Source organism: Massilia sp. Leaf139 (assembly GCF_001424165.1).
Lineage (GTDB): Bacteria > Pseudomonadota > Gammaproteobacteria > Burkholderiales > Burkholderiaceae_D > Telluria.
Map to the genome: position 1 here is coordinate 277,803 of NZ_LMOJ01000025.1, position 24,159 is coordinate 301,961.

Consider the following 24,159-nt stretch of genomic DNA (forward strand, 5'->3'; position numbering starts at 1 on the left):
CGCCGTGGCCGTGCCGAAGATCGAGCGTCCGACGCTGGCCATCACCGTCGGCGAACCGGCCGGCATCGGACCCGAGATCTCGATCCGCGCGGCCTGGGCGCTGCGCGAGCAGGCCAACTGCGTGCTGGTCGGCGACGCTGCCTTTCTCGCGCTCACCGCCAGCCTGATCGATCCAAGCATCCGCCTGGCGGCGCTCTCGATCCAGGCGCTGCGTAACGGCGGCTTGCCGCATTTCGGCCGCGAGCGCATTGCCGTGGTCGACGTGCCGCTCGCGGCCCACGTCGTGCCCGGAACGCTCGACAAGGAAAACGGCCGCGCCGTGCTCGCCACGCTCGACCTGGCGCTGGAAGGCGTGCGCGCCGGCTGGTTCGACGCCATCGTCACCGCGCCCCTGCAAAAGAGCACGATCAACGAGGCCGGCGTCGCGTTTTCCGGCCACACCGAATACCTGGCCGACAAGACGGCCACCCCGCAAGTGGTGATGATGCTGGCCGGCCAGCCGGCAGATAATCAGCCGAATCTGCGTCAGCCCTACCTGCGTGTGGCGCTGGCCACGACCCACCTGCCGCTGCGCGCCGTGCCCGATGCGATCACGCAGGACGGCCTGGCGCGCGTGCTCGACATCCTGCACGCCGACCTGCGCGATAAATTCGGCATCGCCGCGCCGCGCATCCTGGTCACCGGCCTGAATCCGCATGCGGGCGAGAACGGCTACCTGGGGCGCGAGGAGATCGAGGTCATCGGGCCAAGCCTGGCGGCGGCACAGGCGCGCGGCATCGATGCGCGCGGGCCGTATCCGGCCGACACCCTGTTCCAGCCGAAGTACCTGCAGGACGCCGACTGCGTGCTCGCCATGTACCACGACCAGGGTTTGCCGGTGCTGAAGCACGCGACCTTCGGGCGCGGCATCAACGTCACGCTCGGCCTGCCCCTGATCCGTACCTCGGTCGACCACGGCACCGCGCTCGACCTGGCGGCCCGGGGGCTGGGCCTGGCCGACTGCGGCAGCATGGAAGAGGCGATCCGCGCCGCCATGGGCATGGTAGCTGCAAGTAAAGGCGCCAGCCGCGCCACACAATCAACGAAAGAGTAAATGAAACACGTAGCACGCAAGCGCTTTGGCCAGAACTTCCTGACCGATAATCACGTCCTCGGCAACATCATCGAGGCGATCGACCCGCGCCGCGGCGAGACGATGGTCGAGATCGGCCCTGGCCTGGCGGCGATGACGGCGCTGCTGCTCAAGGAACTCGACCACATGCACGTGGTGGAACTCGACCGCGACCTGGTGGCGCGCCTCGAAAAGGCCTATCCACCGGCCAAGCTGACGGTGCACTCGGCCGACGCCCTGAAATTCGATTTCGGCGCGCTGCCGGTGCCGGAAGGGAAGAAACTGCGCGTGGTCGGCAACCTGCCGTACAACATCTCGAGCCCGCTGCTGTTCCACCTGGCCGAATTCGCCGACCTGGTCGAAGACCAGCATTTCATGCTGCAGAAGGAAGTGGTGGAGCGCATGGTGGCCGAACCCGGCACCAAGGCCTACGGGCGCCTGTCGGTGATGCTGCAATGGCGCTACGACATGGCGCTGCTGTTCATCGTCCCGCCGACCGCCTTCGATCCGCCGCCCCAGGTCGACTCGGCCATTGTGCGCATGGTGCCGACCCGAAGAAAACTCGCCGTCGATGGCCCGACCCTGGAAGCCGTGGTGCAGAAGGCCTTCTCGCAGCGTCGCAAGGTCATTCGCAACTGCGTGGCGGGCATGTTCACCGAGGCGCAGCTGGTGGAAGCCGGCATCGATCCGGGCGTGCGCCCGGAAAACGTCAGCCTGGAGCAGTATGTGGCGCTGGCGAATATCCTGAAGCCGGTTTGATGTGGCGTGGGCTTTTGAGCCCACGTTACGGTGCGCTGGCGCCGTACTCCCTTTCGATACGCATCCCTGACGCGCTGCACAATCGCGTTATATCGCCATTTCCCGCGTTTCGTCGCGCCCTTTGCGCAGTTCGTCGCACGCCGATGGAAGGCGGGGAGGGTGATCGCTAAAGTACTCCCATCGACAGCCCGAACGCAGACGCGACAGGGCAACCATCCAACCGAAGGGAGCCTGAAATGAACGTCCTCAAACACATGGAAACGCTGTTCCTGGTCGCCGCATTCGCCGTGCTCGGCACGACCTACGCCAGCGCTGAGAGCTACAAGGCGCAGGTGCGCGCCGATACCATGGTCTCCGTGGGCAGCGAGAAGATGGCGGTCGTGAAGGTCACCGGCAAGCGCCTGGCGCCGGCCACCAAGTTTGGCTGATCCGAATCTGCGGAGCGCAGGCGAAAAAAAAGGCCCACCGTTGCGGGTGGGCCTAAATCCAATTCTTTTCTGAGGAGAGTTGGAGGAGACAGGTGCAATTATGCTGCGCTACAACATATACGTCTAATTTTCTTTCGGAATAATCGACATAGATGTTGTGAATGTCTCAAATCAGGCTGCCGCGGGCGGTCTGGCAGTACAGGTAACCACGATCGTTTTCACATCATCGTCCTTCATTTCGCCGACGCCGCCGCTGACCGTGCAGATCTCGTTCTTCGGCTGCGCCAGCACCGTCACACCGTAAGTGGTGCCATAGACGACGGGAGCGCCGAAGGTGAACTCGCCCGGATACGCATTGGTTGTCGTATTCTTGTTCGCGATAAACTGGTTGCCGCCGTTGTTCAGGATCAGGCCATCGGAGTTCAGGCCGGTGATCGTGCCGCCGATGGTATGGCTGGACAGTACGCAGTTGAACACGGCATTGATGACCGACAGCCGGCCGGCCGTTTCGGCAGTGCCGCCGCCCGGCTCGCATTTCTGGTGGTCGGGCTGCTTCTTGATGGTGACGTTGTAGGTATCGCCATAACTGAGCTGCTTGCCGAACTGGTAAGTCACGTTGCGGACGTTGCCCTTGTCGTCTTTGCCCAGCGGGCCAACCGGAAGGTCGTCGCTCAGGTTATTGGTCAGGATCAGGCCCGGATGCTCCAGGCCGGTCACCGTGCCGCTGATGGTAAAGTCCGAGGAGCCGCCGCCGCAGGCGGACAGGCCGGCTGCCAGGGTCAGCGCGCACAGCGCCAGAATCGATTTCTTCAAATTAACCTCCAGAATTATTAGACGCAACGCACGACGACATTGCCGACGTCGGTCTCGCGCATCGTGCCGGTCGCATTCTCGACGCTGCAGGTGCGTCCGTCCGGCTGCTGCAGGATCGCGATCCCGTATGGCAGGTCTTCCGTCACTTCGGCCATGGCGAAGCCTTGCGGATTGGTGCCGTTCGGCGTGATCGTCTGCTTGTCGGTGCCGTTCACCAGTACCAGGCCGGTCGCGCCGTTCAGGCCGACGATGTTGCCGCTGAGCTTGTGCGTGCGGATCTTGCAGTTCACGCGGATGGTGTTGATCGTGAAGACCGCCTTGCCGGTGCCGCGGGTAACGACGCAGTTGGCGATGCCGTCGACGTTCGGTGGCACGGCCTTGACTTGCACGTTGTAGCCGGAATCGGTCTCGACGCGGGTCGGGAAGAAGAATTCGCCGCCCGGAGGCGGCACCGGGAGGTCGTCGCCGCCATTATTGGTCAGCACCAGGCCGGCCTTGGTCACGCCGAATGCCTGGCCGCCGACGTAGACATCACCATCGCCGCCGCCGCAGGCGGACAGGCTGAGCGCGCATGCCAGCGCGATGCCGGCACGCAGGGGGGAACGAATCATAATTTCTCCAAAAAAGGGGAAGGGCAGGGCACGCAATAGCGAGGCGCCAGGCCGCATGGTAGAAGTTTGCCCATCATTTTAGAGCATTTGACAAGGGCCGGGCTCATTAGGCTTTGTATCACGGTGTAACCGGGCTGTCCTTTCGGCACTGCCACGGTTTCGCCATCCGTGCCGCGTTTGCATTTCGCCGCTGGCCTCGCTATGCTTGGCTCACCCATACGACCACCCGCGATGAAGCCTTCCACCCGCCGCCCCTGGCCCAAAGCCCTCCTGTTCGACCTCGACGATACGCTGTGGCCGATCGCACCCGTCATCGTGCAGGCCGAGCAGACGCTGTTCGCCTGGCTTGCCAGCAACGCGCCGCGCGTGGCCGAACGCTTCACCATCGACAGCCTGCGCCAGGCCCGCCTCGAATTGCTGGCGCGCCGCCCCGAATTCCAGCTCGACCTCGGCGCCCTGCGCCGCGCCGGCCTGGTGGCCGCTTTCGAACAAGCCGGCGAGGATGCCGACAAGGTCGAACTGGCGATGACCGAATTCTTCGCCGCCCGTAACGCCGTGATCCCCTACGACGACGTGCTGCCCGGCCTGCTGCGCCTGAAAGGGCGCGTGCTGATCGGCTCGGTCACCAACGGCAATGCCGACCTGCAGACGATCGGCCTGGCCCACCATTTCCACGTCTCGGTGGCGGCGCCCAGTTTCGGGCGCGCCAAGCCGGATGCCGCCATCTTCCACGCCGCCTGCGCCGCCCTCGGCGTGGCGCCCCAGGACGCGGTGCACGTCGGCGACGACCTTCTGCTCGACGTGCAGGGCGCCCAGCGCGCCGGCCTGCGCGCGGTCTGGATGAACCGCACCGCCAGCCGGCGCCACCTGGAAGAGGGCGTGCGGCCGGATGCGATCGTCGCCAATTTCGATGGATTGCTCGACTGGCTGAAGCGCGAGCACGCATGAGTCCACAGAGTGCGCTTGAGGGTGCATAATAGACGCGCAACCATTCTGCGCGCCACCAATCCCCATGCAACTTGAACCCCGAGCCCAAACCCTGCTGAAAGCCCTCGTCGAGCGTTATATTGCCGACGGCCAGCCGGTCGGGTCGCGTGCGCTGTCGAAAATATCGGGCCTCGATCTGTCGCCGGCCACGATCCGCAACATCATGGCCGACCTCGAGGAAATGGGCTATGTCGCCAGCCCACACACCTCGGCCGGCCGGGTGCCGACGCCGCGCGGCTACCGCCTGTTCGTCGACACCCTGCTGACGGTGCAGCACCTCGATGGCCAGCATGGCGTCGACGCCGAGCGCATGCGCCTATGTGTCCAGCAGCCGCAAAAACTCATCGCCAACGCGGCGCAGATGCTGTCCTCGCTGACGCAGTTCGCCGGCGTCGTGCAAAGCCCGCGCCGCGAATCCGTGTTCCAGCAAATCGAATTCCTGCGCCTGTCCGAGCGGCGCATCCTGCTCGTCATCGTCGACCCGCGCGGCGACGTCCAGAACCGCCTGCTGCTCACCGAGGTCGACTACACGCCGGCGCAGCTGGTGCAGTCGGCCAATTACCTGAACCAGAATTTCGCCGGCCTCACCTTCGACGAAGTGCGCAACCGCCTGACCGGCGAATTGCGCCAGCTGCGCGACGACATCGGCGGCCTGATGCAGACTGCGGTGGAGGCGGGCAGCGAGGCGATGGCCGAAGGCAGCGAGGAGATGGTCATCTCCGGCGAGCGTAATTTATTGTCGGTGTCCGACCTGTCCTCGAACATGAGTTCGCTGCGCCAGCTGTTCGAGATGTTCGAGCAGAAGACCGGCCTGATGCAGCTGCTCGACGTCTCCAGCAAGGCCGGCGGCGTGCAGATCTTTATCGGTGGCGAATCGAAGCTGGTGCCGATGGACGAAATGAGCGTGGTCACCGCGCCCTACGAGGTGAACGGCAAGATCGTCGGCACCCTGGGCGTGATCGGGCCGACGCGCATGGCCTACGAGCGGGTGATTCCGATTGTGGACATCACGGCGAAGCTGCTGTCCAACGCGTTGAGCAGTTCGTAGGGTAGGCGGAGAATCCGCCCACCCTACAGGTCTGTTTCGCGTTCCTGAACAAAAAACGGCGCCATCGGCGCCGTCGTTCATTGCGGATGGACGGATCAGCCGCCGCGATGCGGACAGGCCGGTTTGATGCAATGCCCGTAGATCGCCAGCGCGTGCTCGGCAATCTTGAAACCGCGTTCGGCCGCAATCTTGTTCTGGCGCGATTCGATTTCTTCGTCGAAGAATTCCTCGACATGGCCGCAATCGAGGCAGACCAGGTGGTCGTGGTGCGAGCCGGCGTTCAGTTCATAGATCGCCTTGCCGGTTTCGAAGTGATTGCGGTTCAGCAGGCCAGCCTGTTCGAACTGGGTCAGCACCCGGTACACGGTGGCCAGGCCGACGTCCATGTTCTCGGCCAGCAGGATCTTGTAGACGTCTTCCGCCGTCAGGTGCCGCACTTCGCTATTCTGGAAAATTTCAAGGATCTTCAGGCGCGGCAGGGTCGCCTTCAGGCCGCTCGCCTTCAGGTCGGTGGGACTGTTACTCATGTTTGTTACTCGTGAATGGGCGGAGTGCTTTATGATATAGCGTTTTGGATGCTCCCGCTTAAACGTTTTGAGGTTACTTATGCGTCACTTTGATGCCGATGTTCATCGCGTAGTCCGCCGTCCCCAGGCCCGTGCCATGCTCGCCGCGGGCCTGGCCTGCACGCTGCTGCTGTCCGGCTGCGCATCCTGGCGCAACCAGACCCGCCCGGCCGCACCGGTGAATACGTCCGCGGAGGCGCTGCAAAGCAATGCCGGCCTGTCGGCCTCGCTGGCCAATGCCGGTGCGCAAACGACCCAGGGCACCAAACTGCAGAAATTCCTGTGGATTTTCTCGCCCTACCGTCCGGACATCCAGCAAGGCAACTTCGTCTCGCAAGAAATGCTCAACCAGCTGAAGGTCGGCCAGACCCGCGAGCAGGTGCGCTTCCTGCTCGGCACGCCGCTCCTGACCGACATGTTCCACGCCAACCGCTGGGACTACCCGTTCTACCTGGCGCGCGGCAACGGCGAGCTGACCACCAGCCGCGTCACCGTCTTCTTCAAGGACGACGTGGTCGAGCGCTTCGAAGGCGGCAACTTGCCGACCGAGCGCGAATACATCGACCGCATCGCCGGCCCGGCCAAGAACGCGGCCAAGCAGGCGCAAAAGGCCGAAGCCGCCGCCACCGGCGCCGTCCGTCCGGTCGAGCCGTCGAAAGCGGCCACGCCCGCCACCTCCTCGAACACCCCGTAAGACTGTCATGACGCAACTGAAAATCGCGGTCGCCGGCGCCAGTGGGCGCATGGGCCGCATGCTGATCGAGGCGATCGCCGCCGCTCCCGACACCGTGCTGGCCGGCGCCCTCGACGTCGCGGGTTCTCCCTTCATCGGCCACGATGCCGGCGCCTTCTCGGGCCAGCTGACCGGCGTCGTGATCGAGTCGGATCTCGCGCGCGCGCTGGCCGGCGCCGACTGCCTGATCGATTTCACGCGCCCCGAAGGCACGCTGCAGCACCTGGCCTTCTGCGCCGCCAACAAGGTCAAGATCGTGATCGGCACCACCGGCTTCGACGACGCGGGCAAGGCGGCGATCGCCGCCGCCGCCGAACAAGTCGCCGTGGTCTTCGCACCGAACATGAGCGTGGGCGTGAACGTCACCCTGAAACTGCTGGAGATGGCGGCGAAAAGCTTCAACGAAGGCTACGACATCGAGATCATCGAGGCGCACCACCGCCACAAGGTCGATGCGCCTTCGGGCACTGCCCTGAAAATGGGCGAGGTCATCGCCGACGCCCTCGGCCGCGACTTGAAGGAATGCGCCGTTTACGGCCGCGAAGGTGTGACCGGCGAACGCGATCCGTCGACCATCGGCTTCGCCACCGTGCGCGGCGGCGACATCGTCGGCGACCACACGGTGCTCTTCGCCGGCACCGGCGAGCGCATCGAGATCACCCATAAATCGAGCAGCCGCGTGACCTACGCGCACGGCGCCCTGCGCGGCGCGCGCTTCATCGCCGACAAGGCGAACGGCCTGTACGACATGCAGGACGTCCTCTCTCTGAAAGGCTGACCATGGCAGTGGCAGAACTGAACGGCGCCGCGATCGTCAACGAAGCCTCGTTCCTGGCCGAGAGCCGGCGCGCGTTCGGCTTCCACACGGCCAGCGGCGACACCATCGACACCTGGGTCGATTGCCTGAGCTACCTGCGCGACGACGAGAACATGACCAAGTTCCGCCTGCAGCCGGACGAAGTCCTGGAAATCGTCATCACCGACAGCGCCGCCCTGCGCGCGCGCCTGCCGGATCTGGTCGACGAGATCGTGTTCTGCGTCGGCGGCATCAACGAGCGCTATGAGGATTACGGCGAGAAGCCGGCCCTCGAACTGGTATTGCGTTAAGCCGGGACGTGCTCTACCAACTTCCTTCATGACCCGGTTCGGCCGGGTGCTGCTGGCGCTGACCGCCACCGCCGCGCTGCTGCTGGCCTACCTCGCCATCGCCGCGTTCTGGGCCGCGTCCTGCGTCGACACGCTGCTGGCGCCCTATCCGGAAACGCAAAAGGCGCCGCTGTCACCGCTCCAGCTGGGCATCCTGCTGACGGTCGAAGACCCGGTCTTCTTTGTCCACCCCGGCTTGAGCCTGGCCGACGGCCAGGGCGCCGCCACCCTCTCGTCGGCCGTCGCGCGCGACCTGTTCCTGTACGGCGCCCCGTTGACGGGCGTGCAGGGCGGGATGCAGCGCTTCTACCGCGCCGTGTTCGACTGCTGCCGGAAAATCGATCTCGGCCGCGACACGATGGCGCTCGTGCTCGACGCCCACGCCTCCAAGCAGCAGCAACTGGCGATCTATACCGCAACCGTCTACATGGGACGGCACGAGGGACGGCAGCTGCGCGGCCTGGAAGCTGCGGCGCGCGCCTATTTCGGTAAACCCCTGGCGGCGCTCGGCACCGACGAATCGCTGGGGCTAATTGCCATGATCAAGGCGCCGAACGAATTTCATCCGCAACGCAACCCGGCCGCCTACGCGCTGCGCGTGGCCCGGGTGCGCGCCGTGCTGGACGGCCGCTGCCATGCCGACGGCTGGTTCGATACGACCTACGCGCACTGCAAGGTGTGATCAGGCCGGCGGCAAAATCGCCGTTTCCGCGCTTCGCCGCGGTGCAAGATGAACCAGTATAATGTTCTGCTAAAGCGTCCGCTTTCCACCTTCCCACATTCGTCCGCAGAACATCATGCAAGATAAATATAGTCCCGCCGAAGTTGAACAGGCCGCGCAGGCGTACTGGAAATCGATCGATGCCTATAAGGCGGTCGAGCACGATCCGCGTTTCCCTAAGGGTAAATACTACGCCTGCTCGATGCTGCCTTACCCGTCCGGCAAGCTGCACATGGGCCATGTGCGCAACTATACGATCAACGACGTGATGTACCGCTACCTGCGGATGAACGGCTACAACGTGCTCATGCCGATGGGCTGGGATGCCTTCGGCATGCCGGCCGAGAACGCGGCCATGGCGAACAACGTGCCGCCGGCCGAGTGGACTTATTCGAACATCGCTCACATGCGCGGGCAGATGGAATCGATGGGCCTGGCCATCGACTGGTCGCGCGAGATGACGGCCTGTAAGCCGGAATACTACAAGTGGAACCAGTGGATGTTCCTCAAGATGCTGGAGAAGGGCATCATCTACCAGAAGACCGGCACCGTGAACTGGGATCCGGTCGACCAGACCGTGCTCGCCAACGAGCAGGTCGTCGACGGCAAGGGCTGGCGTTCGGGCGCGCCGATCGAGAAGCGCGAAATCCCGATGTACTACGTCCGCATCACGGATTACGCCGATGAGCTGCTCGACTTCGTCGACAACAAGCTGCCGGGCTGGCCGGAGCGCGTGCGCACCATGCAGACCAACTGGATCGGCAAGTCGGTCGGCGTGCGCTTCGCCTTCCCGCACGTCGTCATGGACGATGCCGGTGAACTGATCAACGACGGCAAACTCTACGTCTTCACCACCCGCGCCGACACCATCATGGGCGTGACCTTCTGCGCCGTGGCGCCGGAACACGCGCTGGCCCAGCACGCGGCCAGGGACAATCCGGAACTGGCTGCCTTCATCGCCGAGTGCAAGCTCGGTTCCGTCATCGAAGCCGACATGGCGACGATGGAGAAGAAGGGCATGCCGACGGGTCTGACCGTCACGCACCCGGTCTCGGGCGAGCAGATCCCGGTCTGGGTCGGCAACTACGTCCTGATCACCTATGGAGACGGCGCCGTGATGGGCGTGCCGGGCCACGACGAGCGCGATTTCGAATTCGCCAAAAAATACGACCTGCCGATCAAGCAGGTGGTCGCCGTCGAAGGCCAGGAATTCAGCCTGGACGCCTGGCAGGAGTGGTACGGCGACAAGGAAACCGGCCGCACCATCAACTCGGGCAAGTACGACGGCCTGGACTACACCGCGGCCGTGAATGCCGTGTCGGGCGACCTCGCCGCGCAGGAGCTGGGCGACAAGAAGGTGACGTTCCGCCTGCGCGACTGGGGCATCTCGCGCCAGCGCTACTGGGGTACGCCGATCCCGATGATCCACTGCGCCGCGTGCGGCGTGGTGCCGGTGCCGGAAGCTGACCTGCCGGTCGTGCTGCCCGAGCACCTGGTGCCGGACGGTACCGGCAATCCGCTCAACAAGGACGAGGCCTTCCTGAAGTGCGATTGCCCGAAGTGCGGCAAGCCGGCGCGCCGCGAAACCGACACGATGGACACCTTCATCGACTCGTCCTGGTACTACATGCGCTATACCTCGCCGGGCTCGAACGACGCCATGGTCGACGCGCGCAACGATTACTGGATGCCGATGGATCAGTACATCGGCGGCATCGAACACGCCGTCATGCACCTGCTGTACGCGCGCTTCTGGACGAAGGTCATGCGCGACTTCGGCCTGGTGAAGTTCGACGAGCCCTTCGTGAACCTGCTCACCCAGGGCATGGTGCTGAACGAAACCTATTACCGCGACGACGCGTCCGGTAAAAAAACCTGGTTCAATCCGGCCGATGTCGAGCTGACCTTCGACGACAAGGGCCGCCCGCAGAGCGCGATCCTGAAGGCGGATGGCCAGCCGGTCGCCATCGGCGGCACCGAAAAGATGTCGAAGTCGAAGAACAACGGCATCGACCCGGCAGCGCAGATCGCGCAGTACGGCGCCGACACCGCGCGCCTGTTCACGATGTTCGCCTCGCCGCCGGAGCAGACCCTGGAATGGTCGGACAGCGGCGTCGAGGGCGCGAGCCGCTTCCTGCGCCGCGTCTGGGCCTACGGATATGCCCAGCGCGAGCGCATCGCAGCGGGGTTGGCTGACACCGTGGCCGGCCAGCAGCAAGGCACGCTCGAGGAAGCGCATAAAACCCTGCGCCGCGAAGTGCACAAGGTGCTGCAGCAGGCCGACTACGACCTGAAACGCATCCAGTACAACACGGTCGTTTCGGCCTGCATGAAGATGCTCAACACGCTGGAACAGGCCAAGCTGGCCGAGGGCGTGGCGGGCGATGCCGTGATCGCCGAAGGCTTCTCGATCTTCCTGCGCATGCTGAACCCGGTGGCGCCGCACATCACCCACGCGCTGTGGCAGGAACTGGGCTTTGCCAAGACCTACGGCGACATCCTCGACGTGCAGTGGCCGGAAGTCGACCCTGCCGCGCTGGAGCAGGCCGAGATCGAGATGATGATCCAGGTGAACGGCAAGCTGCGCGGTTCGGTGAAAGTGCCGAAAGAGGCGGACAAGGCCGCGATCGAAGCGGCGGCGCTGGCCTCCGAGGCCGTCCAGAAGTTCATCGAAGGCACGCCGAAGAAGGTCATCGTCGTCCCCGGCAAACTCGTCAACATCGTGGTGTAAGGCATGCGCGCCCATTTCCCATCCTTTGCGCGCGCCTGTGCGGCGCTGCTGTTGACCACTACGCTGGCCACCACGCTGACCGCCTGCGGTTTCCATCTGCGTGGCTCGGACGGCGCCTACAACATGCCTTTCTCGAGCATCTACCTGGCCTTCCCGGACACGTCTCCGCTGGGCAATGAGCTCAAGCGCAACCTGCGCGCCGGCGACAAGGTCGTCATCGCCCCCAAGCCGGAGGGCGCGCAGGCGCGCTTCGAAGTGCTCTCCGAGGCGCGCAACAAGGCGATCCTGTCGCTGAACAACCTGGGGCGCGTGCGCGAATACCTGCTCAGCTACACGCTGGTGTTCCAGGTGCGCGACGCCACCGGCAACCTGCTGCTGGGGCCGACCGAGATCACGCTGCGCCGCAACCTCGCCTTCAGCGAGGAAGCCCTGCTGGCCAAGGAAGGCGAGGAAGCGCTGCTGTACCGCGACATGCAGTCCGACCTGGTGCAGCAGATCATGCGCCGCCTGGCCGCCCTGAAGGCGCAATGAGCGCAGCGAGAACCTGATGCAGTTAAGGCCTGAAGCGCTCGAGCCCCATCTGGCGAAGGGGCTGGCGCCCCTGTACGTGATCACCAGCGACGAGCACCTGCTGGCGCTGGAAGCGGCCGACAAGATCCGGCGCGCCGCGCGCGCGGCCGGTCATACCGAGCGCGACGTGCTCACCGTCGAGCGCACCTTCAAGTGGGGCGAGCTGCTGGCGGCGAACCAGGCGCTGTCCCTGTTCGGCGACAAGAAGCTGATCGAGCTGCGCATCCCGAGCGGCAAGCCCGGCAAGGACGGCAGCGCCGCCCTGCAGGCCTATGCGAAGGATCTCAGTCCCGACAACCTCACCCTGATCACGCTGCCGAAACTCGACTGGCAGACGGCCAAGGCCTCGTGGGTGGCCTCGCTGCAGCAGGCCGCCGTCTACATCGAGATCCCGAACGTGGAACGGGCGCAGCTGCCGGGCTGGATCGGCATGCGCCTGGCCGCGCAAGGGCAGAGCGCCGAGCGCACGGCGCTCGATTTCATCGCCGACCGGGTCGAGGGCAACCTGCTCGCCGCGCACCAGGAAATCCAGAAGCTGGGCCTGCTGCACGAGCCGGGCAAGCTCAGCTTCGAGCAGGTGCAGGACGCGGTGCTGAACGTGGCGCGCTACGACGTCTTCAAATTGTCGGAAGCGATGCTGGCCGGCGACCCGGCGCGCCTGGCACGCATGCTCGAGGGGCTGAAAGGGGAGGGCGAAGCCTTGCCGCTCGTCTTGTGGGCCGTCTCCGAAGAAATCCGCACGCTGTTAAAATTGAAAGCCGGGATGGCGCAAGGGCGGCCGCTGGGCGCGCTGTTGAAGGAATACCGGATCTGGGGGCCGCGCGAGCGGATGATGGAACCGGCCTTGCGCCGCATTTCGCTGTCCACCCTGGAAGGCGCGCTGCAGGAGGCGGCGCAGGTCGACAAGATGGTCAAGGGTTTACGGGCCAAGGCCTTCGCGGGCGATGCGTGGGATGCGATGCTGCAGCTGGCCTTGAAGGTGGCGCGGTAGGGTGGGCGCCCTGTGCCCACGCGTAAACGATGAGCAGACGCGACGCTCAATAAACGTCAACACGACGCATGCTTCACGCGTGGGCACGGGGCGCCCACCCTACCTGGAATCTGTACGATGAACATCACCGACTACATGCACACGCTGGGCCGCAACGCCCGTGCGGCATCGCGCGCGATGGCGCGGGCGGACGGCGCGACGCGCAACCGCGCGCTGCTTCACATTGCCGAAGCCATCGAGCGCGAAGCGGCCCAACTGACCGCGGCGAACCAGCTCGATCTCGACGCCGCGCGCGCCGCCGGCCTGGCGCCGGCGCTGCTCGAGCGCCTGGCCCTGTCCCCCGGCGCGATCGCGACCATGGTGGAAGGTTTGCGCCAGATCGCGACGCTGCCCGATCCGGTCGGCGAAATCTCGAACATGAAGTCGCGCCCGAGCGGCATCCAGGTCGGCCAGATGCGCGTGCCGCTGGGCGTCATCGGCATCATTTATGAGGCACGCCCGAACGTGACGGTCGACGCGGCGGGCCTGTGCATCAAGAGCGGCAACGCGGCCATCCTGCGCGGCGGTTCAGAGGCGATCCACTGCAACCGCGCGCTGGCCAGACTCGTCACCGAAGGGCTGAGCAAAGCCGGGCTGCCGCTGGACGCGGTGCAGGTGGTCGACACCACCGACCGCGCCGCCGTCGGCACCCTGATCACGATGCCGCAGTATGTCGACGTCATCGTCCCGCGCGGCGGCAAGGGCCTGATCGCACGTCTGATCGAGGAAGCGACGGTACCGATGATCAAGCACCTGGACGGCATCTGCCACGTCTACATCGACGACAAGGCCGATATCGCCAAGGCGCTGCCGGTCGCCTTCAACGCCAAGTGCCACCGCTACGGCACGTGTAACACGATGGAAACGCTGCTGGTGGCGCGCTCGGTGGCGCCCACGGTGCTGCCGCAACTGGCGCAGCTGTACAAGACGAAGGAAGTCGAGTTGCGCGCCGACCCCGAAGCGCAGACGATCCTGGCCGGCTATCCGCACCTGGCGGCGGCAAGCGAAGAAGACTGGAGTACCGAATACCTGGCGCCGATCCTGGCCGTGAAAGTCGTGGCCGGCATCGACGAAGCGATGGATCACATCGACCGCTATTCGTCGAAGCACACCGAGGCCATCGTCACCGAGGACTACAGCGCGGCGCTGCGTTTCCTGCGCGAGGTCGACTCGGCCTCGGTGATGGTGAACGCCTCGACCCGCTTCGCCGACGGCTTCGAATACGGCCTGGGCGCCGAGATCGGCATCTCGAACGACAAGCTGCACGCGCGCGGCCCGGTCGGGCTGGAAGGATTGACCTCATTAAAATACGTCGTCTTCGGCCACGGCGAGATTCGTAGTTAAACCATAAGGAACCGCATGTACCTCTGGATCAAAGCCTTCCACATCATCTTCATCGCCTCCTGGTTCGCCGGCCTGTTCTACCTGCCGCGCATCTACGTCAACCTGGCGCAGGAAACCAATAGTGCGGCGACCACCCGCCTGCTGGGCATGGCGCGCCGCCTCTACCGCTTCACCACGATGCTGGCGATTCCGGCCGTGCTGCTGGGTGTCTGGCTATGGATGGGCTTCGGGATCAAGGGCGGCTGGCTGCATGCGAAGCTGGCGCTGGTGGTGCTGGCGATCGGCTACCATCATGCCTGCGGGTCGATCCTGAAGAAGTTCGAGGCCGGCGTGAACAAGCGCAGCCATACCTGGTTCCGCTGGTTTAACGAGGTGCCGGTCGTGCTGCTGGCGCTGATCGTGATCCTGGTGGTCGTCAAGCCGTTTTAATTTTCGAACCGAGGTCATCCGCGCGACTCATCCGTGCGTTGAACGCGTGGACGGCATAGCCGTCCACCCTGCTTCGGGTGGACGCACCATGTGAACATTGCAACAAACACCAACACCAACACCAACACCAACACCAACACCGGCAGCGGCGGCGCTTCCGGTGCTTTATTTTTTCACCAACGGACAAAGGGTACCCCCATGACCTCCTATTTCTGCCCCTGCCCGCGCGGCATGGAAGCGGCGCTTGCCGAAGAACTCCTTGAAATCGCCACGGCCCACAGCCCGACCCTGAAGGTGCACAACCAGGTGCCCGGCGGCGTGCACTGCTCCGGCACCCTGGTCGACGCCTACCGCGTCAACCTGCACTCGCGTATCGCCTCGCGCGTGCTCATGCGCATGGGCCAGCGCAGCTACAACAACGAGAACGACATCTACGACCTGGTGCTCGAGCAGCGCTGGGAAGACTGGTTCGGCGTCGACCATACGATCCGCGTCGACGTCACGGCAGTGAAGTCGCCCCTGAAAAGCCTGGAATTCACGACCTTGAAGATCAAGGACGCGATCTGCGACCGCTTTCGCGACATGGTCAACAAGCGTCCGTCGGTCGACACCCGCGAGCCGGACATGCGCATCGTCGGCTTCCTCGACCAGCGCAACTTCATCATCTATCTCGACACCTCGGGCGAGGCGCTGTTCAAGCGCGGCTGGCGCGAAGAGACGGGGGATGCGCCGCTGCGCGAGAACCTGGCGGCCGGCATGCTGCGCGTGTCGGGCTGGAAGCCGGGCGTGCCCTTGTTTGACCCGATGTGCGGCTCGGGCACGATCCTGATCGAGGCGGCGCAGATGGTGCAGGGCATCCCGGCCGGCGCGCGGCGCCGCTTCGCCTTCGAAAAATTCCACGACTTCGAGCGCGAGGCCTGGCAGGAGATGAAGGCGGCGATCAAGGCCAATCCGCTGCCGAGCGAACCGACCATCTTCGGCTCCGACATCTCGGGCGACATGGTCGCCATGACGCGCCATAACCTGAAAATCGCCGGCATCCTGTTCGACGTCCCCCTGAAACAGATCGAAGCCCAGCACGTGAGTCCGCCGGTCGAGGGCCCGGGCATCCTGCTGACCAACCCGCCGTACGGCGAGCGGATCGGCGTGCGCGGCGATTCGACCATGGCGCCGGACGAGATGGCAGTGAGCTTCTATTCCGCGCTCGGCACCACCCTCAAGCAGCGCTTCGCCGGCTGGACGGTGTTCCTGTTCACGGCCGACCTGTCGCTTCCCAAGCTGCTGCGTTTGAAGGAAGCGCGCAAGACGCCGTTCTTCAACGGCGCCCTCGAGTGCCGCCTGTTCCGCTTCGACATGGTGGCCGGCTACAACCGCCGTGAGGAAGCCAAGCCGAAAACCGATCCGGCGCAGGGCTGATCGATGCTGCCGCCGACCGACCCCGACCAGCTGCCCAAGGATCCGGTGATCCCGGTGCCCCTGCCGGCGCCGCACAAGATCGTCATGCTGTCGGCCGGCGGCCTGGCGACCCTGCTGGCGGGATTGTCGATGCTCGGCCCGTTCTCGATCGACGCGTATCTGCCGGCCTTCCCGCAGATCATGGCGAACCTGCATGCGTCGTCGATCGAGGTGCAGCAGACCTTGACGGCCTACATGCTCGCCTTTGCCGGCATGGTGCTGTGGCACGGCGCGCTATCGGACGCCTTTGGGCGGCGCAACGTGATCCTGGTCGCCCTGGTCGTATTCGCGATCGGCACCTTCGGCTGCGCTGCGGCCTCCACCGTCCACTATTTGTGGGTGTTCCGCATTCTGCAGGGGGTTTCGGCCGGGGCCGGGGTCGTGGTCGGGCGCGCCATCATCCGCGACCTGTATTCGGATGCGCCGGCGGCACGGTTGCTGTCGATGGTGACGATGATCTTCTCGATCGCGCCGGCGCTGGCGCCGGTGCTGGGCGGCTGGATCGTCACCTGGTTCGACTGGCGCGCGATCTTCCTGGCGCTGTGCGCCTACACCCTGATCCTGGGCTGGGTGTGCTGGAAGCACCTGCCGGAAACCGTGCCGCAGGCGCAGCGCCAGCCCTTCAATCCGCGCTTCCTGGCGCAGAGCTACAGCGCCATCTTCAGCTCCTTCCTGTTCCACATGAAGGCGGGCGTCACGGCCCTGAACTTCGCCGGCCTGTTCCTCTACATTACTGCGTCGCCGGTGCTGCTGCCGGTGCACCTGGGCCTGGGCCCCTCGCAATTCGCCTGGCTGTTCGTGCCGACCGTGAGCGGAATCTTCCTCGGCTCGATGGCGGCCAACCGCATGGCCGGCAAGTACAGCTTCGCGCGCCAGATCGGGATCGGCTTTGCCTTCATGCTCGGCGCCGTCACCTTCAATGTCGGCTACCACCTGTTCCTGCCGCCGGCGCTGCCGTGGACGGTGCTGCCGATGTTCTTCTTCACCTTCGGCAGCGCGCTCATCTCGCCGGGCGCCACGCTGCTCGCGCTGGATCTGTTCCCGCATATCCGCGGCACGGTCGCGTCCTGCCAGTCCTTCATCGTCACCCTGCTGGGCGCTATCGTCGCTGGGATGATCGCACCGGCGCTGTCGCACTCGGTGCTGGCGCTGGCACTGGGGCAGGCCGGGTTCACCTTGCTGGCGCTGGGCTTCTGGCTGACCTCGCGCCATTACCGGCGCGTGCTGGCGCGCAAGGGGTAGCGCGGCGGTGCCGGACAGACAGGGGGAATGCCGATCGGCGATTTGTTTCAAATAATCAATAAATTCGTGCAAAAAGCATCGTTTGCCCCTGGAAAATTCATACTTTTTGTAGAAAGTATTGTTCCCGAACAGAAATGTATATATGCTAAGACGGCTTTTTGATCTGGATTAAGACTGAAAATTGCCTTCTTATCCAGAGATGCATGAATGTCATGTCGTGGTAGCCCGGTTCGGGAATGCCACCCGAACAAAAACCCCGTACCGTGGCGTCGCTTGAGACAATGCACCAACCAGACCAGGATATCCGCAATCGCCTGCTGATTGCCCGGCTGCCGGCGATGCCGCAGATACTCGTCAAGCTGATCGGGCACCTGCAGGCCGACGACCTCGGCATGCCCGAACTGGCGGCCCTGATCGCCAACGACGCGGGCATGACCGGCAAGCTGCTGGCCGTCGCCAGCAGCTCGGCCTACCACCGCAACGGTCGCGGCGTGAACCTCGAGCAGTCGCTGGTGGCCCTCGGTACCGACATGATCAAGACGCTGGTGATCAGCGATTCCGTCTTCCAGACCTTTAACAGTTTTCCGCACTCGGGCAGCACCGACCTGCGCGCCTTCTGGAAGCGCTCGCTGGCCGCGGCCGTGATCGCGCGCGACATCGCGCGCCGCATCGACTATCCGCACCTGGAAGAAGCCTACCTGGCCGGCCTGCTGCACAATGTCGGCCGCCTGGCCCTGCTTGCCACCGCGCCGAAAGAATACGCCTTCAACTTCACCGCGCTCGACGACGAGGATCTGTGCGCGGTCGAGCAGCGCACCCTGCAGATCACCCATGCCGAAGCGGGCGCCTGGCTGGTCGAGCGCTGGCAGCTCGATTCCTTCCTGGCCGACGCCGTGCTGTACCACCACGAGTCGAGCGAGCGCCTGGAGTCGGCCCACCCGCTGATCCGGATCGTGCGCCTGGCGCACCTGATGTCGCACCACCCGGACGACATCCCGGCCCTGCACGACGGCGCGGCCCTGTGCGGGCTGGACGCGGGCGAGCTGGAGACCATGCTGGCCGGCGCCGCGCGCCAGGTCGACAAGGCCGCCATCCATCTCGGCATCGACCTGGCCGGCGCCGACGACATCCCGACTCCGCCGGCCTATGCCGCGCCGCTGCTCGATCCGGTGCAGCAGCGCCTGCAGGAAGAAGTGCGCAACCTGGTGCTGGTGTCGGAAGTGGGGCAGACCTTCGCGCGCCAGCAGGGCGAAGCCGATCTGCTCGAATCGATGACGCGCTCGGCGCGCATCCTGTTCGACTTCGACAACACGGTGATCCTGCTCGAGAATCCGACCGGACAGATGCTGATCGGCGCGCCCGGCGGCACAACCCAGCGCATCGCCGAATTCGCCATCCCCCTGAACAAGGGCGGCCCGGTCGCCGGCGCCGCGCTGGAACGCCGTACCGCCTATGTGCAGCGCGAAGGCCAGCCCCTGGGCCTGGCCGAAGAGCAGCTGTTCCGCATGCTCGGCACCGACAGCCTGGTCTGCCTGCCGCTGGTGGCCGGCAACCGCTGCCTCGGCGTGATGGTGGGCGGCGTTGCGGCCTGGCAGGTGGCCGGCTGCCAGAAGCGCGAGCGCTTCCTGCAGTCCTTCGGCGCCCAGGCGGCCAGTGCGCTCGAGACGGCCCTGCGCGAGCGCGGCGACGCGCGCCGCCAGCTCGCCAGCGTCGCCGAGGAATACCGCGAAGCCTCGCGCCGCGTGGTGCACGAGGTGAACAACCCGCTGTCGATCATCAAGAATTACCTGAGTGTCCTCGACAGCAAGCTGGCGCGCCAGGAGCCGGTCGCCACCGAGATGTCGGTGCTGAACGAAGAGATCGACCGCGTCGGCCAGCTGATCGGCAGCCTGGCCGAGGTCAAGCCGATCGAGACCGGCCCGCGTCCGCTCGACGTGGCCAAGGTGGCCGAGGACGTCGTGCGCCTGTTCCGCGCCGGCCAGTTCGTACCAAGCAGCGTGCAGATCGCGACCGCCATGGGCGAGGATGCGCGCCTGGTCGAGGGCGAAGCCGACCTGCTCAAGCAGATCCTCGTCAACCTGGTCAAGAACGCGGTCGAGGCGCTGGCGGGCAGCGGCGGCGGGCGCATCGAGATCGTCAACCGCGGCCATGTGCACCGCGAGCGCAAGCTGTACGTCGAACTGGCCGTGCTCGACACCGGCCCCGGCCTGGCGCCGGAAGTGATGGCCAATTTGTTCTCCAGCGTGCGCAGCACGAAGGACGGCGCCCACCGCGGCATCGGCCTGTCGATCGTGCACGGGCTGGTGAAAAAACTGAACGGCCAGATCGCCTGCCGCAGCGGCCGTGGCGGTACCGCATTCGAAATTCTGCTGCCGGCATGGGCCGGCGCCAGCGCGGCGCCGGCCAAGATGCCGCGCGTCCTGGGTTCTGTTTAGGGTCATGATGAACGAGTATCACGTTAACGGGGAACCGGCCTTATCCACCGTGCATGGAGACACCCTCAACCAGCCGCGCCTGCTGCTGGTCGACGACGAGCCGCGCCTGCTGGCGTCGCTCTACGAACTGCTGCGCGGCCGCGGCTTCGATCTCACCACCGCCAGCTCGGGCAGCGAGGCGATCGCGCACCTGTCGCGCAGCCGCTTCGACCTGGTGCTGCTGGACTTGCGCCTGCCCGACATCGGCGGCCACGAGATCATGGATTTCATGAACGAGCGCGGCGTCGACGCCGACGTGATCGTGATGAGCGGCGAAGTGGGCATCGAGGCGGCCATCGGCGCACTGAAGCGCGGCGCCTATGACTACCTGCGCAAGCCCTACAGCCGCGAAGAGCTGATGAAAACCGTCGGCAACGCGCTCGCGCAGCGCCGCCTGGCCGCGGCCAATTCGGTCATGGCGCAGCAGCTGGAAAACTCCGAGAAGATGTACCGCTACCTGGTCGACAGCTCGCCGGATATCATCTACACGCTGAACCACGAAGGCCGCTTCACCTTCGTGAACGACCGCGCCTACCAGTTGCTCGGCTTTTCGCGCGATGAGCTGATCGGCAAGCACTACTCGATCCTGGTGCACGACGAAGACCTGGAGCGCGCACGCTATGTCTTCAACGAGAGACGAGTCGACGAACGCGCCTCGCGCAACGTCGAGCTGCGCCTGAAGTGCCGCGGAGCTAAAAACAATAGCGGCGACCGCACCTTCAACAATACCCTGATGACGATCTCGCTGAACTCGATCGGCATGCACGTGCCCGACAGCGAAGTACAGAAGCTGGAGTTCTTCGGCACCTATGGCGTCGCGCGCGACATCACGGATCGCAAGCGGGCCGAGGAGGTCATCTCCTACCAGGCCTACCACGACATCCTGACGGATCTGCCGAACCGCATCCTGTTCAAGGATCGCCTCGGCCTGGCCGTCATCCAGGCCAAGCGCAAGCAGACCGAACTGGCCGTGATGTTCATCGACCTCGATCGCTTCAAGCTGGTGAACGACACGCTCGGCCATGTAAAAGGCGACGAGCTGCTGCAGCAGGCCGCGCTGCGCCTGAAGGAATGCCTGCGCAAGGGCGACACCATCGCGCGCCAGGGCGGCGACGAATTCACGATCGTGCTGCCGGAACTGCGCGACCGCGACGACGCGCGCATCATCGCCGACAAGTTCCTGGAAAGCCTGCACCGTCCCTTCGACCTCGATGGCCATGAGGTGCACATCTCGGCCTCGATCGGCATCGCCATCTATCCGGGCGACGGCGAATCGATCGACGAGCTGCTGCGCCACGCCGACATCGCGATGTACCAGGTCAAGGCGCTGGGCAAGAACGGCCACAGTTTTTACCATAACTCGATGCTCGACGTGTCGCATCAGAAGATCGCGCTGGAGCAGGCGCTGCGCCGCGCGCTCGAGCACAACGAGCTGGAGATGTACTACCAGCCGCAGATCGATTCGACCAGCGGGCGCATCGTCGGCGCCGAGGCGCTGATGCGCTGGAACCACCCGACCCGCGGCCTGCTGTCGGCCGGCGAATTTTTACCCTTCGCCGAAGAGAACGGCCTGATGCTGCCGATCTCGGACTGGATGATCGGCGCCCTGTGCCGCGACATGCTGCAATGGAACCTGGCCAGCGGCCAGGCCGTGCGCCTGTCGCTGAACCTGTCGCCGCAATACCTGGACCGCGGCGACTTCTTCGAGAAGATGCGCGGCGCCCTGGTGCGCTACGGGATCTCGCCCGGCCAGATCGAGGTCGAGATCACCGAGAACATCTGCATCCGCAATCCGCAGTACGCGATCGAGCAGCTCAACAAGTTGTGCCAGCTCGGTGTGTCGGTCGCGATCGACGACTTCGGCACCGGCTATTCGTCGCTCTCCTACCTGCACCGCTTCCCGATCCACACGATGAAGATCGACCAGTCCTTCGTCAAGGAGATCCACGACGCCGAGGGCCATTATCCGGTGATCCTGGCGATCATCTCGATCGCGCGCGGCCTGAACCTGCACCTGGTTGCCGAGGGCGTCGAGACCGAGACGCAAGCGGACTATCTGCGCGCCAACGGCTGCGAGACGATGCAGGGCTACCTGTTCCACCGTCCGATTTCGCTGTCGAGCTTTATCGGCGTGCTGCGCGCCCAGGCGCCGCTGGCGGGTTCGCCGTCGGGCGTCGTGCATCCGGCCGTGTTCCCGGCGCCGCGCGCGCTACGCGCCTAAGCCGCATCCATGGACGGTGCGAGCGCGACCGATGCCGGCGAGCGCGAGGGGGCACGCCACACCGCCGAGTTCCTGCGCGTAAAAACGCTGGCCGAGCGCGGCGTCGCCAGTGCCCAGCACCAGCTCGGCTTCATGTACGTGAACGGCCAGGGGGTGGCGCGCGACCCGGCGCTGGCCGTGGCCTGGTACCGCAAGGCCGCCGCGGCCGGCCTCGAGCAAGCCCAATACAATCTCGGTCTCATGTTCCAGAAAGGGCAGGGCGTCACCCAGGATCAGGCGCAGGCCCTGGGTTGGTACCGCGCGGCGGCCGAGCAGGGCTATGCGCCGGCCCAATACAACCTGGGCTGGATGTTCGCCAAGGGGCAGGGCACGGTGCCCGACGTGGCCCAGGCCCTGCACTGGTTCGCGCAGGCGGCCGAGCAGGGCGATCCCGGTGCCCAGCACAACCTCGGCATGATGTTCGACGGCGGCAAGGGCGTGGCCCAGGACGGCGACACGGCGCTGCTGTGGTACCGGCGCGCGGCCGAGCAGGGTTACGCGCGCTCGCAGTTCGTGCTGGCGCTGCGCTACGACAGCGGCCAGGGCGTCGAGCGCGACCCGGCCCAGGCGCTGATCTGGCTGCGCCGCGCCGCCGAGCAGAACCACGCGCCGGCCCAGTTCAATCTCGCGCTGCGCTACGACAAGGGGCAGGACGTCGGCCAGGACAGCGCGCAGGCGATCCACTGGTACGAACGCGCCGCGCGCCAGAACCATTTGAGTTCCCAGTTCAACCTGGCCCTGATTTACGACAGCGGCAGCGGGGTGCCGCGCGACGAAGCGGCGGCGTTGACCTGGTACCGGCGCGCCGCGGAAGGCGGCCATGCCGCCGCCCAGGATAACCTCGGCCTGCGCTACGAATATGGCCAGGGCGTCGAGCGCGACCCGGCGCAGGCCGCGCACTGGTACCGCCAGGCCGCGGCCCAGGGCCTGCCTTCCGCCCAATACCATTTGGCCCATCTGTTCGACGCGGGCAGCGGCGTGCCCCAGGATCCGGCCCAGGCCGTGCACTGGTATGCCCAGGCGGCCGAACAGGGCCACCTGCGCGCCCAGTTCGACCTCGCCCTGCGCTACGAAAGCGGCGCCGGCGTGACCCGCGATGCGGCGCGCGCGCTGGCCTGGTACCGGCGCGCCGCAGACCAGGACTATGCGCCGGCCCAGCACATGGTGGGCGTGCTGCTCGAACGCGACGAGACGAGCGATCCGCGCGAAGCTGCCGGCTGGTACCGCAAGGCCGCCGACGCCGGCCACGCGCTGGCCCAGTTCGCGCTGGCGCTGCGCTACGACAGCGCCCACGGCGTCGAGCGCGACTACGAAGCGGCTCATTTCTGGTACCTGTGCGCGGCGCGCCAGGGCCATGCGCGCGCGCAGTTCAACCTCGGCGTGATGTATGCGGCGGGGCAGGGCGCGCAGCGCGATCTGTTGGAAGCCTACGGCTGGCTGGAACGGGCCGCCGGCGCCGGCGTGGCGGGCGCGGCTTCTTACCTGAAACGGATCGCGGCGCGCATGAGCGCGCAGCAGCTGGAACTGGTGCAGGGTTTGCAGGAAGCGGCATAGGGGCTGAGCGTAGGCCGCTTGAACGCGTGGACGGGTTTCCCGTCTACGCGTTCGCCGTACGCATGCATATCCGAAAACTCGCAAAATCCGCGCCGAAGCGCCATGCCCGACAGTTAAAATACTGCCCACAACAACCACACTGCCCCC

At 65.5% G+C, this 24,159-nt stretch carries 22 protein-coding genes; 19 read left to right on the plus strand and 3 right to left on the minus strand.

All coding sequences use genetic code 11. The features are described from left to right. The first annotated feature begins 10 nt into the window (after positions 1–10). From pdxA to ASF77_RS18985, 3 genes are all read left to right on the plus strand, one after another. On the plus strand, positions 11–1,093 hold the full coding sequence (gene pdxA, locus ASF77_RS18975) for a 4-hydroxythreonine-4-phosphate dehydrogenase PdxA (RefSeq protein ID WP_056344127.1): 1,083 nt from the start codon (positions 11–13) through the stop codon (positions 1,091–1,093). Continuing rightward, positions 1,094–1,870 carry a 16S rRNA (adenine(1518)-N(6)/adenine(1519)-N(6))-dimethyltransferase RsmA gene (gene rsmA, locus ASF77_RS18980; protein ID WP_056342934.1) on the plus strand — a complete coding sequence of 259 codons (777 nt, stop codon included), beginning with the start codon at positions 1,094–1,096 and terminating at the stop codon, positions 1,868–1,870. A 236-nt stretch (positions 1,871–2,106) separates the two neighbouring features. Next, positions 2,107–2,298 (plus strand): hypothetical protein, encoded by a 192-nt coding sequence (locus tag ASF77_RS18985; RefSeq protein WP_056342937.1) that lies wholly within the window; start codon positions 2,107–2,109, stop codon positions 2,296–2,298. A gap of 171 nt (positions 2,299–2,469) precedes the next feature. Here the strand turns inward: ASF77_RS18985 and ASF77_RS18990 are convergent, their stop codons facing one another. After that, complete coding sequence (locus ASF77_RS18990; protein WP_056342940.1) at positions 2,470–3,111, minus strand: hypothetical protein; 642 nt, start codon at positions 3,109–3,111, stop codon at positions 2,470–2,472. Between the two features lie 17 nt (positions 3,112–3,128). Continuing rightward, positions 3,129–3,722, minus strand: coding sequence for a hypothetical protein (locus tag ASF77_RS18995; RefSeq protein WP_056342943.1), 594 nt, complete (start codon positions 3,720–3,722; stop codon positions 3,129–3,131). 231 nt (positions 3,723–3,953) lie between these two features. On the opposite strand from ASF77_RS18995, the gene ASF77_RS19000 reads away from it, so the two are divergent. Beyond that, positions 3,954–4,670, plus strand: coding sequence for an HAD family hydrolase (locus tag ASF77_RS19000; RefSeq protein ID WP_056342946.1), 717 nt, complete (start codon positions 3,954–3,956; stop codon positions 4,668–4,670). 64 nt (positions 4,671–4,734) lie between these two features. Further along, positions 4,735–5,757 (plus strand): heat-inducible transcriptional repressor HrcA, encoded by a 1,023-nt coding sequence (gene hrcA, locus ASF77_RS19005; RefSeq protein ID WP_200934205.1) that lies wholly within the window; start codon positions 4,735–4,737, stop codon positions 5,755–5,757. A gap of 95 nt (positions 5,758–5,852) precedes the next feature. On the opposite strand, the gene fur is transcribed toward hrcA, so the two are convergent. Continuing rightward, positions 5,853–6,284, minus strand: coding sequence for a ferric iron uptake transcriptional regulator (gene fur / locus ASF77_RS19010; RefSeq protein WP_056342952.1), 432 nt, complete (start codon positions 6,282–6,284; stop codon positions 5,853–5,855). A 136-nt stretch (positions 6,285–6,420) separates the two neighbouring features. On the opposite strand from fur, the gene ASF77_RS19015 reads away from it, so the two are divergent. The 14 genes from ASF77_RS19015 (at position 6,421) to ASF77_RS19080 (ending at position 24,012) form a co-directional block, all read left to right on the plus strand. Continuing rightward, positions 6,421–7,017, plus strand: a complete 597-nt coding sequence (locus ASF77_RS19015) for an outer membrane protein assembly factor BamE (protein ID WP_082493898.1) — start codon at positions 6,421–6,423, stop codon at positions 7,015–7,017. A 7-nt stretch (positions 7,018–7,024) separates the two neighbouring features. Then, on the plus strand, positions 7,025–7,834 hold the full coding sequence (gene dapB, locus ASF77_RS19020) for a 4-hydroxy-tetrahydrodipicolinate reductase (protein ID WP_056342955.1): 810 nt from the start codon (positions 7,025–7,027) through the stop codon (positions 7,832–7,834). A gap of 2 nt (positions 7,835–7,836) precedes the next feature. Then, positions 7,837–8,163: a barstar family protein gene (locus tag ASF77_RS19025; RefSeq protein ID WP_056342959.1), complete on the plus strand. Its 327-nt coding sequence runs from the start codon at positions 7,837–7,839 to the stop codon at positions 8,161–8,163. A gap of 28 nt (positions 8,164–8,191) precedes the next feature. After that, the gene (locus ASF77_RS19030) at positions 8,192–8,884 is read left to right on the plus strand and encodes a transglycosylase domain-containing protein (RefSeq protein ID WP_056342962.1); all 693 of its coding nucleotides are present in this window, start codon (positions 8,192–8,194) and stop codon (positions 8,882–8,884) included. Between the two features lie 115 nt (positions 8,885–8,999). Further along, positions 9,000–11,654, plus strand: a complete 2,655-nt coding sequence (leuS, locus tag ASF77_RS19035) for a leucine--tRNA ligase (RefSeq protein ID WP_056342964.1) — start codon at positions 9,000–9,002, stop codon at positions 11,652–11,654. A 3-nt stretch (positions 11,655–11,657) separates the two neighbouring features. Then, positions 11,658–12,185: an LPS assembly lipoprotein LptE gene (lptE, locus tag ASF77_RS19040; protein WP_056342967.1), complete on the plus strand. Its 528-nt coding sequence runs from the start codon at positions 11,658–11,660 to the stop codon at positions 12,183–12,185. A gap of 16 nt (positions 12,186–12,201) precedes the next feature. Continuing rightward, positions 12,202–13,215 carry a DNA polymerase III subunit delta gene (gene holA / locus ASF77_RS19045; RefSeq protein ID WP_056342970.1) on the plus strand — a complete coding sequence of 338 codons (1,014 nt, stop codon included), beginning with the start codon at positions 12,202–12,204 and terminating at the stop codon, positions 13,213–13,215. Between the two features lie 117 nt (positions 13,216–13,332). Continuing rightward, on the plus strand, positions 13,333–14,598 hold the full coding sequence (locus ASF77_RS19050; protein ID WP_056342974.1) for a glutamate-5-semialdehyde dehydrogenase: 1,266 nt from the start codon (positions 13,333–13,335) through the stop codon (positions 14,596–14,598). A 15-nt stretch (positions 14,599–14,613) separates the two neighbouring features. Further along, positions 14,614–15,027 (plus strand): CopD family protein, encoded by a 414-nt coding sequence (locus tag ASF77_RS19055; RefSeq protein WP_056342976.1) that lies wholly within the window; start codon positions 14,614–14,616, stop codon positions 15,025–15,027. A gap of 198 nt (positions 15,028–15,225) precedes the next feature. Continuing rightward, complete coding sequence (locus ASF77_RS19060; protein ID WP_373961940.1) at positions 15,226–16,443, plus strand: class I SAM-dependent RNA methyltransferase; 1,218 nt, start codon at positions 15,226–15,228, stop codon at positions 16,441–16,443. A 3-nt stretch (positions 16,444–16,446) separates the two neighbouring features. After that, entirely contained in the window at positions 16,447–17,724 is a 1,278-nt protein-coding gene (locus tag ASF77_RS19065; protein WP_156648943.1) for a multidrug effflux MFS transporter, read from the plus strand. A 281-nt stretch (positions 17,725–18,005) separates the two neighbouring features. Beyond that, a complete protein-coding gene (locus ASF77_RS19070) occupies positions 18,006–20,159 on the plus strand; it encodes an HDOD domain-containing protein (RefSeq protein ID WP_056342979.1) in 2,154 nt (717 codons plus the stop codon). A gap of 7 nt (positions 20,160–20,166) precedes the next feature. After that, a complete protein-coding gene (locus ASF77_RS19075; RefSeq protein WP_056344135.1) occupies positions 20,167–22,419 on the plus strand; it encodes an EAL domain-containing protein in 2,253 nt (750 codons plus the stop codon). A gap of 9 nt (positions 22,420–22,428) precedes the next feature. Continuing rightward, a complete protein-coding gene (locus ASF77_RS19080) occupies positions 22,429–24,012 on the plus strand; it encodes a tetratricopeptide repeat protein (protein ID WP_056342982.1) in 1,584 nt (527 codons plus the stop codon). The last annotated feature ends 147 nt before the right edge of the window (positions 24,013–24,159 follow it).